The sequence below is a fragment of the Candidatus Zixiibacteriota bacterium genome (assembly GCA_019038695.1).
Lineage (GTDB): Bacteria > Zixibacteria > MSB-5A5 > GN15 > FEB-12 > B120-G9.
Genome location: JAHOYZ010000010.1, coordinates 202,848 through 216,596, shown reverse-complemented (window position 1 = coordinate 216,596; position 13,749 = coordinate 202,848). Strand labels below are relative to the sequence as shown.

At 47.8% G+C, this 13,749-nt stretch carries 10 protein-coding genes; 7 read left to right on the top strand and 3 right to left on the bottom strand.

Translation table 11 applies throughout. The annotated features are described in order from the left end of the window. Positions 1 to 6: 6 nt before the first annotated feature. Positions 7 to 2,916 carry a protein kinase gene (locus KOO62_04935; GenBank protein ID MBU8933334.1) on the bottom strand — a complete coding sequence of 970 codons (2,910 nt, stop codon included), beginning with the start codon at positions 2,914 to 2,916 and terminating at the stop codon, positions 7 to 9. Positions 2,917 to 3,306: 390 nt separating this feature from the next. Next, on the bottom strand, positions 3,307 to 3,675 hold the full coding sequence (locus KOO62_04930; GenBank protein ID MBU8933333.1) for a hypothetical protein: 369 nt from the start codon (positions 3,673 to 3,675) through the stop codon (positions 3,307 to 3,309). A 368-nt stretch (positions 3,676 to 4,043) separates the two neighbouring features. Here KOO62_04930 and KOO62_04925 point away from each other — a divergent pair, with 368 nt between their 5' ends. Continuing rightward, positions 4,044 to 4,979 (top strand): polysaccharide deacetylase family protein, encoded by a 936-nt coding sequence (locus KOO62_04925; GenBank protein ID MBU8933332.1) that lies wholly within the window; start codon positions 4,044 to 4,046, stop codon positions 4,977 to 4,979. A gap of 79 nt (positions 4,980 to 5,058) precedes the next feature. Here the strand turns inward: KOO62_04925 and KOO62_04920 are convergent, their stop codons facing one another. After that, complete coding sequence (locus tag KOO62_04920; protein MBU8933331.1) at positions 5,059 to 6,117, bottom strand: NAD(P)-dependent oxidoreductase; 1,059 nt, start codon at positions 6,115 to 6,117, stop codon at positions 5,059 to 5,061. Positions 6,118 to 6,387: 270 nt separating this feature from the next. Here KOO62_04920 and KOO62_04915 point away from each other — a divergent pair, with 270 nt between their 5' ends. The 6 genes from KOO62_04915 (at position 6,388) to KOO62_04890 (ending at position 13,675) form a co-directional block, all read left to right on the top strand. Further along, positions 6,388 to 7,506: a glycosyltransferase gene (locus KOO62_04915; GenBank protein ID MBU8933330.1), complete on the top strand. Its 1,119-nt coding sequence runs from the start codon at positions 6,388 to 6,390 to the stop codon at positions 7,504 to 7,506. Further along, positions 7,485 to 8,489 carry a hypothetical protein gene (locus KOO62_04910; protein ID MBU8933329.1) on the top strand — a complete coding sequence of 335 codons (1,005 nt, stop codon included), beginning with the start codon at positions 7,485 to 7,487 and terminating at the stop codon, positions 8,487 to 8,489. The genes KOO62_04915 and KOO62_04910 overlap by 22 nt, the downstream gene beginning before the upstream one ends. A 62-nt stretch (positions 8,490 to 8,551) precedes the next feature. Then, positions 8,552 to 9,661, top strand: coding sequence for a glycosyltransferase (locus KOO62_04905; GenBank protein MBU8933328.1), 1,110 nt, complete (start codon positions 8,552 to 8,554; stop codon positions 9,659 to 9,661). Between the two features lie 397 nt (positions 9,662 to 10,058). Further along, complete coding sequence (locus KOO62_04900) at positions 10,059 to 10,490, top strand: acyltransferase (protein ID MBU8933327.1); 432 nt, start codon at positions 10,059 to 10,061, stop codon at positions 10,488 to 10,490. A gap of 114 nt (positions 10,491 to 10,604) precedes the next feature. Beyond that, positions 10,605 to 11,798, top strand: a complete 1,194-nt coding sequence (locus KOO62_04895) for a glycosyltransferase (GenBank protein ID MBU8933326.1) — start codon at positions 10,605 to 10,607, stop codon at positions 11,796 to 11,798. 353 nt (positions 11,799 to 12,151) lie between these two features. Beyond that, positions 12,152 to 13,675: a hypothetical protein gene (locus KOO62_04890; GenBank protein ID MBU8933325.1), complete on the top strand. Its 1,524-nt coding sequence runs from the start codon at positions 12,152 to 12,154 to the stop codon at positions 13,673 to 13,675. Positions 13,676 to 13,749: the final 74 nt, after the last annotated feature.

The following is a 13,749-nucleotide window of genomic DNA, read 5'->3' as shown; positions in this document are numbered from 1 at the left end:
CCTGTCCTACGATTCGTTTTTCAATCGCGCCAGCCGTTCTTTAGCATCTTCAACTGATTTCAGTCCCTCGTCGGCATCTTTCCAAATGTCAAGAAACGTCTCGTATTGTTCAATCGCTTTCTTGTTCCAACCTGATGCTTCGTAGGCCTGACCGAGGTAATAATGGATCTTAACCGACCAAATGGTTGATCCCGCCCTGCTGGCCTCATATCTGTTCAGGGTCGATTCAAACTGGTTCACCGATTCACCCAGCCTGCCTGACATTAAGTAGGCTCTGCCCAGCATATATTGAGTCGAGAAATCGGCCTCATTTTCAGCCGCCTTTTCTAAACGAGCTATAGACTCCTCATAATTCTCCTGTGCGAATTCCACACAACCCAGTGCAAACCAGTAGGTCCAGATCGCCGATGAGTCATGTCTCTCGATTTCGTCGCGAAACATCTCACATTCTGACCGGGCTTTTTCAAAATGAGCGTTCTCTGCAAGCAGTCGAATGTAGATATGGAGAGAATAATACCGTTCGTCGGGATAGGTCTTGAAGAATTCTTCCGTGGCCTTTTCCATCTCTGTCAGAGCCGTCTCCAACTCATTCTTTTCCTCGAATATACTTGCCCTCACAAGATGGAAATCCGATTCCCCCATCTTATCCTGTTCAACTCGTCTTGCGATAACCATATCGTCCAATGTCTTGAGAGCTGCATCCAGTCTCCCCTGATATATCGGAATGTAAGTCAACAGCAGCCTTCCAAGGGACCGCCTATTAGCATTGCTGTCAGAACAGAGCCCGCGATAGAGTTTTTCCGCAATGTCATATCGTCTGGCAAAAAGGTACAAATACGCCAACTTGAGCCTCGACGAATGAAAATCGGGCTTGATCTCAAGTGCTTTTTCATATGATTCGATAGCCTTTTCAAGCTCGCCGTTGCGAGCATAAAGATCGGCTCTTGTATCATAAGGGTTGGCCTCATCAGGAGCGAGTTCGATGTATCTGTTGATAGCCCAGATTGAGTTCTCCAAATCGCCGATCTCATTGTAGGAATAAGCCAGTGAATTGTAAGCAGTTCCGTAGAGCGAATCGATCTCGATAGCCTTCCTGAAATACTCGATGGCCTTGTGGTCTTCGTCCTGATTGTATTGAGACATAACGCCGGCGAAATAATAGGCCTCTTTGTCGTCAGGGTAGCGATCAATGATCTCCTCCAGCATTTTCAGGGCTCGTAAATGCTCACCTGAATAGAAAACCTCATAACACAATATATACGATCTTTCTTTGTGGCTGGCTTTTTCGGAGTACTTCATTGCCATACGACGATATTCCTTGAGCTCAGCCCCGCTGCTCAGACCGGCCAGACGGAAATAGGCCATGGCAAAGGTTGAATCCAGCTCGACTGCTTTTTTCAGGCTCTGTCGTGCTTCGGAGAAATAATGTTTGTAGCCATAGTCGACACCTTCCAGGTAGTACCTATAGGCTTCAGGAGAACGCGTTGTGACGTCGGCCACAGGGCGATCCAGCTCGGCCCTGGCCTCATCCGGAAGCGACAGATCGTCCCTCAGATCCACTGTCAGCTTGTCTACGACGGTGAAGATGGTCTCACCCTGCTCTCCGGTGATACGCTGCGACGCTACAGCGTTGCCGGTTGATACTTCGACCAGATGTGCAGTCAGTTCGATTTTCGGTTCCATTCGCAGTATACTACCCTGAAGCATCCACGTGGCTTTTGCTTTCTTTGCGATCTGCGATGCGACTCCGGGATCGATCTTTTTCTCCCCCTCACGTCCCAGCATCTTCAGAATATCGTAAAGCCGCTGGCTTGACACTACCTGTATATAGCGTGACTCCGACAGATCAGTGATCAACAGATTAGTCGCAATCTCTCCCAGCTTTTGGCTGTCAGTAGGATCAGCCAGGTTGTCGAAATACATTATGGCCAGGCGGTTGTCATCGGCCACGGCTTCATGTGTGGACCTTACTTCAAACTGCCACGGCTTGAGGATAAGAACGATCGCCACAATTATAATGAACAGCGCCGGAACCAGATACCTGGTTGTTTTGGTTGTGCGCGCTCTTGGTGTGTGAGATACGATTGATGTCGCAGAATCTCTTCGCAGTCGCTTCAGATCACTTATGACATCGCCAGTGGTTTGATAGCGAAGTTCGCGGTCCTTCTCCAACAGCTTGGACACGATGTTTTGCAGCCCATCCACTACCTCGCTTTTGTAACGCGACAAAGGCTCTGCCGCCTCATTCAGCACGGCGTTCATGACGGCCGCCTCATGGTCTCCCACGAAAGGCAGCCGTCCGGTTACCATTTCGTACAATACGACACCTAGCGAAAACAGATCGGACCGCTGGTCCACTTCCTTGGCCTGTATCTGTTCTGGTGACATGTAACCGATGGTACCGAGGGTCGATCCGGTTTTGGTAACTCGGTCCACTCCTTGAATCGCCGCCAAACCAAAGTCGAGTAGTTTGGGGCGACCATCAGCATCTATCACAATGTTCGAGGGTTTGACATCGCGATGTGTGATCCCCATCTCGTGCGCTTTATTCAAACCTTCACATATCTGCAGCGTCAGGTCGAGTATTTCTTCCTGATCGAGTTCTTGCTCCTTGAGGCAGCTGCGCAGTGGTTTCCCCTCTACATGTTCCATTGCGAAGAACGGTCGTCCCTGACACTCGCCAACTTCGTGGATAGTGACAATGTTAGGGTGGTTGAGCTTGGCGGTTGCTTGAGCTTCGCGCTTGAAACGCTCACGACAGTCATCATTCTGGCAGAGATGCGGGGGGAGGAACTTGAGAGCGACTTTGCGTTTGAGCTTGGTGTCCTCAGCCAGGTACACTTCGCCCATACCACCGGCACCGATCTTCTCGACGATCCGGTAGTGCGCCACCATTGTGCCCTTGGTCAGGATCACATGGGTCTGGGTTCTGTCGTCATCTTGACTACGATTTGGCAAGTTGTCTTTGCCTTACTTAGTGTTGACTCTATAGTTCCCAGTTCACTCAAAAGGTAACATACCGGTTCCTTGGTTGCAAATGTAAACTCCAGAGGTTTCCTCACTTGGGAAATTAGAACCGATCCCGGTACCTATCCCAGGTAATCCCCTGTTAACGTTGTTTCTCTATGGAATCATGAAGGGTCAGCACGGATTGTTCGACTTGTCACCCGCTCGAAACGTCGTGCGAGTGCAGGTTCACAAATCCTGGGACAATTGCGCGTCCAGCCCATAACATAACTAACCTGACTATCAGACAACAAAAAAGCCAGGACAACGCCTGGCTTTTTCGGTCGTTTTTTTGATCACTCAGTTCTCTACATACTTGGCGAGAATCTGAGTCATTCGAGAAGTCATCCTGGTATTGAGAAGCACTTCCGTCGCTCCCGCAGTCCGGGCCGCCTTCATCTGATCCTTCAGCACACTTGGCGAATAACAGACGATCGGAATTCCCTTAGTAACGCTATAAGAACGTAACTTATTTATAAGTGACGGTGCCTCAATGCCATTGAGATTCAGATCAATAATTATCAAGTCAGGTATCATCTCCTGTGCCTTGGAGAAAATATCCTCCGACTTGACTGCCTTGATCCCGTCAGCTTCCCAATTATCCAGACAAGTCATGATCTTTGAAGTGAAGATCATATTGTTGGCCGCGATAATTACCTTTTTGCTCATCTACCTCAATCCGTTGTTTAGTAGACCCTCCACCTTACTACTAACTTCCAAGTCATATGTGACTGAGTTTAATATAGTGAATTTCAGTAGAAAAGCAAATATTCTGACATGAAAAAGTGATTCTGATCTAACTTGCTCGTAATATACTGTAACAGTGAACCTTACGAGAAGCCCTTCCTGTCCGTAATCACCACCAAAGAGCAGGTCGATTGAGACAAATTCCTTTTTAGTTGATTTCCAGCCATATGAGGACGATCCTTGCCTGGGTCAATCATCGGATCGCGTCGATGGAGACAAATCGACCATATAACTGTCATTATGGCAGGTGGTCTGCGTTCATGCCTGGCTTACGATAAGGAGATTTAGTTTTGACAGTGAAGTACATCCTGAACCATGTGAAAGCTATCTCAGGCCTTCTGGCTCTCATACTCCTACTTGTCTCGGCATCGGCGGTGGATATCGGGGCTGACGAAAAAGGAAAAAAGAGCGGCAAGAAGGCGTTGCCAAAGGAAATCTGCATCACATTCGATGAACTCCCGGTGGCCGAATCTTTCGCTGAGGAGGAGCCAGAGCGGATCATGCGACCCATTCTCGACACCCTCAATGCTCACAAAGTCAGGGCGGCTGGTTTTGTGGTTGGGCATAGCATGGGTCGGGCTTACGATCTTTTTGGTGAATGGTTGAATTCGGGGCACCGTATGGGTAGTATGACCTTCTCTCACAGCGATCTTCATGAAATGAGCATTGAGCAGTTTATTCGGGATACCGAAGCAGGGTTTGAGGCACTGGAAACAATGCTTTCCGGGTTTGGGCAGAAACCTCGGTTTTTCCGCTACCCGTTCCTGCATTATGGCAAGGAAGTTACTTCTCGTGAGGATGTAAGTCGCTATTTGGAGGATCGCGGCGTTATGGTGGTCCATGCCACTGTTGTTGTTGAGGATTATCTATATAATCTATCGTTGCAGAAACTTGGATCGCGACCGGATTCTTCCTCCCTTAACCAGTTACTCAACGAATATGTTAATCATGTGTTGGATCAGATTGAGACCGCTGAAGCGTTGTCGAAAAAGCTCAACGGACGCAGTTGCCGTCATATTTTACAGCTACGCGCCAATCGGCTCAACGCTCTGTTTCTTGGTGAGATGCTAACCGCTATTGAACAGGCTGGCTATGAGTTCATAACGCTTGACCGGGCTTTGAAGGACAAAGTGTACATCCAGCCGCAGGCCTATTTTGGCCCCCGTGGAATTGGGTACCTTGACATGATTGACCAGTCCGACCCCGACCGCCTCCCGGCGCAGTAACACAGGCGTAGCCTGTTTTATCTCATCCTTCGACTTCGCTCACAGGACTGCCTGGCAGGATGTCAGTCACAGGGGAATCTTACAGGAATTTCTTGATGAGCTTGAGAATGCCCTGATCCCAGCCGACTCGATGCGTGACGCCAGAATCAAGATGCTGTACTTCATCCTTGTGCTCAAGATACCACTTATGTGAAGAGATCAAGGCGTCTTCGTTCGAAAATTTCGCTTTCCAGCCAAGTTGCTTCTCGATCTTCTCTGTCGAGACATAAGAATCCTTGTCAGCGGTGCCATATATCCATTTGTACAACGGCGAGATACGCAGGAACTCGAAAATGGCCAGTGTCCCTTTGACGAGAGTGGCATTGGTGGGCTGTACGCGGGCGCCGTTGCCGGCGTAATCACACAACGCGCCGACATCGGTTTTCACCTTGTCGAAATGCTGAGCACCAATATTGAATACATCATTGGCCAGTTTCGGATCGACAGACGCCGCCAGGAAAATAGCTTCCACCAAATCGGTGACTTCGAGAAGCTGGTAAAGATTCTCCCCCTTGCCAATGATCGGAATTCGTTTGCCAGAATCGACCCAGTCATACAGAATCTGAAACACGCCAAGGCGAGCAGTACCGATGAATGTCTTAGGTCGGATAATCGTGACGCACATTCCCTTATCGCGGAACTCGGCGCAGATTTTTTCCCCTTCGATCTTCGTCTCACCGTAGGCACCAACTCCGACCATCTCATCAGTCTCGACCAACGGGTGTTTTTCCGGGACGCCATAGACAGCCGTTGAACTGATGAATATGAAGTGTTCAACGCCACACTTGCTGGCCTGTTCGAGAGTATTACGCAAACCTGATATATTGGTCGAGTATATTTCTTCCCGCTTCCACAGCGGTAACGCGGCAGCGGTATGAACAATAATATCGATCTTGTTATCGTGGATCAGCCGATACATACCGTCGGCGTCACGCACATCCTGGTTGACCAGAAGGGCATCATCGGGATAGTCGGACTTAATGAACGGGGCAATATCATTGGCGGCCAGAAAGGCTATGCCGCGATGAGGAAGATTCTGGGCCAGGTGATACCCAAGATATCCGGCACCGCCGGTAATCAGGACACGTTTATTTTTCATTTGTTCCTACCGTCATTTCTGTTCTTCAATACTGAAGCCCTGCACTATTGCAGGGCACAGTGGAATATAGTCTATTTCGGTGGATTGACAAGAGAGGAAGAGTCCCTTTTTTCGGGTAGTGCATAACGTTGAGTGAGAACCAGTTCGAAACCACCGTCCATCAGGAACTCAGGAAACAAAAAACTTGAAATAGGAGATTATGAACCAATACCTTGAACTGATACGAATCATGATTTTGCCCTTCGGCTCAGCTGTGAGGTACGCCCCGTTTTGAGGTTATTTTTTTGGATATCGGTGTTTTTCTTGTTCTGGACTTATTTCGGATATTTCATCTACTTGAAAGTCCGTAACGGTTTCACCAACAAGCCAGTCCGATCCAATCCTATCAGTCCTCAGGTATCTCTAATTGTGACTGTCTACAATGAAGAAAGCCACATAAGAGAGAAGATTGAGAATTGCCTGTCTGTTCACTATCCCTCTCAATTGAGAGAAATTATCTTTGTTTCTGACGGTTCAACTGACAGAACCAATGAGATTATCACCTCCTATGCCGACAATGGCATCACGCTTCTGACGATGAACGAAAGGCGCGGCAAGGACTATAGCCAGGGGGAGGGAGTCAAGATTGCGAAGGGAGAGATCATCATCTTCACCGATGCCACGACCTTTCTTGAGGAGAACGCTCTGGAAGAGATCGTTTCAGCTTTCGCCGATGACGACGTTGGATGCGTGTCTGGCAATGATAAGACGGTTGGGGAATCCGGTGAAGGCGCTTATGTCAAATATGAAATGGCTCTGCGCGAACTGGAATCCTCGCTCGGCTCAGTTGTGGTTGTATCCGGTTGCTTCTTCGCGATCAGGAAATCGCTGTGCCAGGATTGGTACCCGGGGCTTACGTCTGATTTCTACCTTCCAATCATGACCCACATACAGGGCCAAAGGGTCGTTCAACAGAGCAGTGCCATCGGATCTTACAACGTAACTCAGGACAGCGCAGCTGAGTTCAAACGGAAAGTCCGCACTGTCGTGAATGGATTTGATGTTCTTGCCACGTTTTGGCAGATCCTGAATCCGTTCGTGTACGGACATTTTGCGTTTCAAATGTTTTCGCATAAGCTATGTCGATGGCTGGTGCCATATTTTTTAATTACTCTTTTTCTTAGCAACACATTTCTGGTATCTCTGGGGAGCATATATGCAGTTACCTTGTTTGGTCAGATTGTTATGTATCTACTGGCTTTGATTGGACACCTGTCCCCGACCGGAGCAAAACATAGTATTGTCCGTATCCCACTGTTTTTCGTCATGGTCAACCTGTCTATACTTGCGGCCTGGACCAGAGCTTTCTCCGGTCGGAGCGAAACGATGTGGGAACCTACCGAGCGATAACTATGATGACAGTGATAGACAAGTTCCTTCGTCTCTGGTTTCGGCCTGCCAATAACAAATTGCCGGACTGGCCCAACGGACACGATTTTGCGTTCAGTATTGTCGATGACACCGATCAATCAACGCTGTCAAATATTCGACCAATCTATAACCTCCTGAGTGAACTGCGTATTTTTTCAACCAAAACAGTCTGGCCATTGGCAACCAACGAACCGGAGGAGATTCCTTCCACCGGCAGCAGTCTACAGGATCCAGAATATCTGGACTATGTGCTTGAACTCAAGAGACACGGCTTTGAAATCGCACTGCATGGCGTTCGTGGAGGAAGTTCCACCAGAGAAGAAATTGAGCGTGGTCTTTCCGAATACGAGCGGCTGATTGGCGAACCTCCCCGGATTCACATTAATCACTACCGCAATCTGGATAACCTTTACTGGGGAGTAGACAAGGTCGATGGGCTAGTGAGGAGACTAATGTATCGCATTTGCCGTAGCGAACCAAACTACGGCGGACACGACCCAGACTCGCCATATTTCTGGGGTGATATAGCTCTCAAACAGATTAAATACATGGTCAATTACAGTTTCCACGAAACTAATCTGGCCAATATAAACGCTATGATGCCGTATTATGATCCTGCTCGCAAGTTCGTCAATCGCTGGTTTCATACATCCGATGGTGGTGTTGTGGACAGTTTCAACCGGCTATTGAGCGACGATAACGTAGAGAAACTGGTCCGGCAAAATGGTGTCTGTCTGATCTACACGCACTTTGGAAAGGGATTCTGCAAACATGATAAGGTGAACGCCGAGACCGAAAGACTGCTCTGTCGGTTGGCGTCCAAGAATGGCTGGTTTGCGCCGGCTTCGGAAATATTGGCATTTATGGAGCGCAATCTCCCCGATGACAACATTTCCGCCCGCCAGCGTAAATATGTTGGATGGCGCTGGCTAATTGAAAAACTGTTATACGGAACCAGTTAAAAACACGATGGTTTATGCCGTTGATCTTAAGAACCGATACTCTGGAATGATTTCTGAACGCGATGAGTAGAATATCTGTTTTGCATATTGTTCTATCCACCGAAACCGGCGGGATGGAAAATGTCATCTATAACCTGGCAACTGGGATTGACCGTACGCAATTTGATCTGAAACTTCTTTGTCTACAGGCGATAGGTCCGTTGTCTGACAAGTTACTGAAAATTGGCGTGAAGTCTGATCTGATGGGCAGGATGATACCAGGCTTGTCGATGATCTATTCGCCCGGGTTGATCAATTATATCAGACAATCAGGTTGTCATATTGTCCATACGCATTCAGGTTGCTGGAGCAAGGTAGCCTCTGCTTGCGCACTTCTGCCACAAGTGAAGTTGGTTTATACCGATCACGGGCGTTCTTACCCTGAACTGAAGCAACTCATATTTCTTGATCGAATTGCTTCCAGGTTCACCGACAAAATGGTAGCAGTTGGAACCCCTCTGCGGGACTACCTGGTAAACACTGTAGGTCTTTCATCAGACAAGATAATTACCATAAGAAACGGCATTGACACAGAAAGATTCAGACCGGGAGGCCAGCGCTCTGAGGTACGACAGGAATTTGGGTTGGCCGATAGCGATATCGTAATCGCAATGGTGGCCCGGCTGGCAAAGGTGAAAAACCACGCTTTTCTTTTGCGAGCGTTCAAGCAGGTGTCAGAAGGTCGTGGAAATGTGAAGCTGATGATTATCGGGGATGGGGAGCTTCGGCAAGATTTACAGACACAGGTCTCAAATCTGGGAATCGACGGCAACGTAATCTTCTGTGGAGACAGAACCGATGTTCCCCGGCTTCTGGACGGAGCTGATATCGCAACCCTATGCTCTGATAGCGAAGGCATCAGTCTGACTATTCTGGAGGAGATGTCTTTTGGCTTGCCGGTTGTGGCTACCGATGTAGGTGGCAATCCGACCATCATTCAGACCGGGGAAAATGGATTTATTGTGCCGGTAGGGGATATAGATAGCTATGTGTCCTGCCTGAGCAAGCTTGTCGATGACGGAAACCTTCGCCGATCCATTGGTATCATAGCTCACCAAACAGTAGTAGATAACTGGTCACTGACTGCAATGGTAAGCCAGTATCAGGACCTGTATCGTACCCTGGCATACTAAAGCCACAGCTACCATGTTGATAGAGAAAAACTTCCCGGAACAATAGTTACTCCAAATCCCATCATTGTCTGGATAATTTTGATCAACTCTCACTATTGAAACCTGTTGCAAGCTGAGACTTCATCACTGAATTGACTCGCAGGAAATGAGGAGATTAGAATGAAGATGAAACGGTCAGGGGAGATAAAACTTGTCAAGAGGAGAAAACGGCATCATGATTGCGATGCCAGAATGTAAACCTGAACGGTTTTGACCCGACGCGCAATGGACGGTTTTGGACCAACTGGTGACAATATCGAGAAGAAAGTGAGGAACGTTGTTTGATTATAGCCCAATCCGGGAATACCGGAAAACACGTCCCAGAAAATTAAGGCTATTCGGCGGACTTTACAAAATATTGAACAAGATCAATCGTGATTGGGTGTTCGCAATATCATTGCGCAATCGTCTATACAAGATGATGGGAGTTAACATCTCACTTAGATCATATGTGGCTCGAGAAACCTGGATTGATGATAATTTCCCGGAGCTAATAACAATCGAAGAAGGTGTTGTTATAGGTTGGCGAGGATCTATTATTGCCCATAATACTCAGATGATGCCTCCCTCAGTTGCACCGGTGCATATTAAAAAACATGCCTTTCTTGGTCAGGGCGTAATAGTGATGCCGGGAGTAACAATTGGTGAGTATGCACAAATCGGCACTTGCTCCCTTGTCACCAAAGATATTGAGCCATACACAGTAGCGGTTGGTATCCCGGCCAGACCAGTTCGCAAATTGACCCAGGATGAGATTGACCTGCGTAATAGCACAGAATACTTGGGATAATGCTCTTGCGCCCGGCCCAGGATCGAAGTCAAGGAAGCAATAGGTCTGCATGTGCAAATAGAAATGATCAATGATTAGCAACAAAGGCAGAGTTGACGGAGTTCGGGAGTAAGAATGAACGATCAACCAGATTGGAAAGAAGTTCTCAGGGGAAGAGATATATTGTGTATTTCGTCGATGGCATACGAAGGAATGTGGACAAGAAAACAGAGGCTGATGACAATTTTGGCTGATAGCGGTTGTCGTGTTTTGTATGTAGAACCAAATTTTCCAATGTATGCACGCCGTGGACACTCCGGTGGCAAATCAGAATTGTCTTATGAGAAACAACCCGGACTGCATATCCTTCGGCCTCGGGGCATCTGGCCGCTGGCCCGTTTTGGCTTTATTCGCAGGGCCAACTTTCGGCATTATGTCCGCCGCGTAAAAAGGGTAGCAGCAACTCTGAATCTAAAAAAACCAATACTTATTACCTACCTCCCCGTAATTCATGCCAACACAGCTATGGCGGATATGCTGGACCAAATAGATTATTCAATTCTCGTGTATGACTGTGTGGATGAACATGCCGAGACTGAAGGATACAACTATGATTTTGTCAAGAAGGTTGACTACGATCTAACAGCTCGCGCCGATGTGGCTTTTGTTACTGCCCGCGGACTGTATGAAGACAGAAAGCACCTGGGAGACCACATCTATCTTTCTCCGAACGGGGTGGACGTGGCTCACTTCTCGAAAGCTTTGCTGGACCATACCAGGATTCCGGAGGATTTAGCCAGGATTCCTTCCCCAAGAATCGGGTTCGTTGGCGCTTTGTCGGACTGGATTGATTATGATCTCATGGCCCGAATTGCCAGGACTTATCCGAATTATCATCTGGTATTGGTAGGACCCCTGAAAAAGGGCGTCAAGCCGGAAGTCCTTGAGAATCTTCCCAACGTACACTTCCTGGGCATGAAGCCGCTGGAGATTCTTCCGGGCTATCTAAAAGGTTTTGACTGCGGTATCAATCCCTTTTGCCGGAGAGGAATTGCAGAACGAGTCAACCCGCTGAAGATGTATGAGTACCTTGCCGCTGGCCTTAAGGTTGTGTCAATTGATATGCCCGAAGTAATGCCGCTTGAGGGGATTATTTCCATAGCCAGGACCGAAGATCAATTTGTTACGGCCGTTGATGATTGCATAACAGGAAAATTCCAGCCGGATTATGACCGCCTTCAACAAATGCTACCAGAGCATGACTGGAAGATCATTTTTGATAGCTTACTGACTAAGGTTGCACAGAAGATCCTCGAGAGGGAACAATAGCAGTCTCGTAGCAAGTTTCCCCAATCCTCTTGAAGAATCGTTGCTTAAGGTCGATAATTGTAATATGAAGCGGGTAAGCAGGCAGTCAAGTTTCGCTTGCTAGGTGAATGGCTATCCTGTTTCATTGTGGTACAGAGGCTACTCGGTTGTAACCAAACTTCTTACGATAAGTTTGGCACTTTTGAGCCTTCTGACGGTTTAAGTTATGAACAGAAGGGATTGGGAAGGAACTTTGCTCGGATCGTAATGTGTTGAATCACCATTGCTTATGAAGATGGATTCGACAGATTCGATGGCAAGTGATTTGATTGTATTCTTATATGATCTGAACATACCTGGAGGAATGAGGAATAATGTCAAAGAAGATAATCGGCAGAACTGAGAATGGTTTTCTCTCGATGTTTGCAATCCTGACCCTGACGACTTGGTTTGTCGCAGCGACCGTTTCGGCAAACTGGGAAAGAACAGCAACGTGGCCAAGATTCACTCATTTTCGGACTGCTACTATTACCTATTCTGGAAGTCAGGTAGGTGCTGCTGATTTTGTTGGGCGTCATTATGATGTGTCGATAAATGCAGGCGGATCGTTTTATACTGCTATCAAAGCGGCTAATCCATCGATCAAGGTTCTGGCATACATGACGATTAGCACTTACCGTGCTGGAGATACAGCGAAGCTCCGTACTTTTGCGACAGCTAACGGCTACAACCTCGACTCGCTGTATGCATTCACATATCCGGATTCCAGTGTTTGTATTAAGGCAGCACAGGCGGTCGGTCTCCCTTGTACAGGGGATGATGCGGTCATGTGTGATGATAACGGGCTTGTTCGCTATTGCGGTTGGAACTCTCATCGCTGGATGCCAAAGTTCCAGAATCCCAATGTGTGGGAGTACCTGGCGTGGAAGGTATCGACCGCTATGGGATCAACTTACGATGGTATCATGGAAGATGAGATGCAGATATTCCGACATTACTGGGGTATACATGGAATAGGTTGGCCCATTGGGGGGGCGGACCCATTTCAAACAGGTAGTCGTAATGCAATTGAAGGCTGGGCTGGGATGTCTACGACTGACATTGTTGACAGTATGATCATATTGTCTGAGGAAGGGTATATACAAGAGATAGAGGACTCCCTGTCGGCCCATAACCAGCTTCGGTTCGGAAATCCAGCTGCATATGGTGTGGTTGAAACGGGCGGTGTGTACACAAATATCATCTCACAAATAGAAAACACTGGAACCGGGATGCTGTTAGGTGAGGGATGGGATCTAAGGCCAACCTCTACGGGCACTGGTCGATACGAATGCTGGCGCATGATGGATACAATGACCTATTCTGACGGCCATGCTATTGTTTGGATGATGGTTGGAACATCAGATTCCACTGCGTTGGGAGGCTGGAGTAGGGCAACATTTGAAAGATACTGTTGCTACCAAATGGCTGCCGACACCGGCCATTTTTATATGATGCTCACCGGATCGGGGGGCGGAATTGGGATCAATGATTTCTATGTCACTGACACACTCATCAAGTGGCTTCCGGCTTTTGAATACAACATTGGTCAACCGACGGGTTCACGTACGTCGCTAGGGAATAACTGTTACAAGCGTGAGTATTCTCAACCCAACAGCAATCCGGTGGTGATGTTTTACCGGCATGGTACGTCCGGCTTCAGCACCGACACAAGCATTGCGTTGGGTGGTAATTACTATGAGCTTCAGTACGATGGCACACTGTCGGCGTCTACTACCAACACCGCTTCTATACGATACTGTGAAGGGAAGGTATATGTCAGTGCAGCCAATCCGTATACAGGAGGTGACGATTTGATCTCTCCAGCCAAGATCAACGACCTCGAAACCACTCCCTGAAGTAACTAAGAGTCAATCGGAGAGCCCTGGCATTTGATATTTAGTAAGGTCATTACGTCACCGTCATCTGGAAG

Excerpts from the sequence above, each read along its gene's own strand:
- KOO62_04930 (MBU8933333.1), bottom strand. The coding sequence starts at position 3,675 with ATGAGCAAAAAGGTAATTATCGCGGCCAACAATATGATCTTCACTTCA.
- KOO62_04920 (MBU8933331.1), bottom strand. The coding sequence starts at position 6,117 with ATGAAAAATAAACGTGTCCTGATTACCGGCGGTGCCGGATATCTTGGG.
- KOO62_04905 (MBU8933328.1), top strand. The coding sequence starts at position 8,552 with ATGAGTAGAATATCTGTTTTGCATATTGTTCTATCCACCGAAACCGGC.
- KOO62_04895 (MBU8933326.1), top strand. The coding sequence starts at position 10,605 with ATGAACGATCAACCAGATTGGAAAGAAGTTCTCAGGGGAAGAGATATA.
- KOO62_04890 (MBU8933325.1), top strand. The coding sequence starts at position 12,152 with ATGTCAAAGAAGATAATCGGCAGAACTGAGAATGGTTTTCTCTCGATG.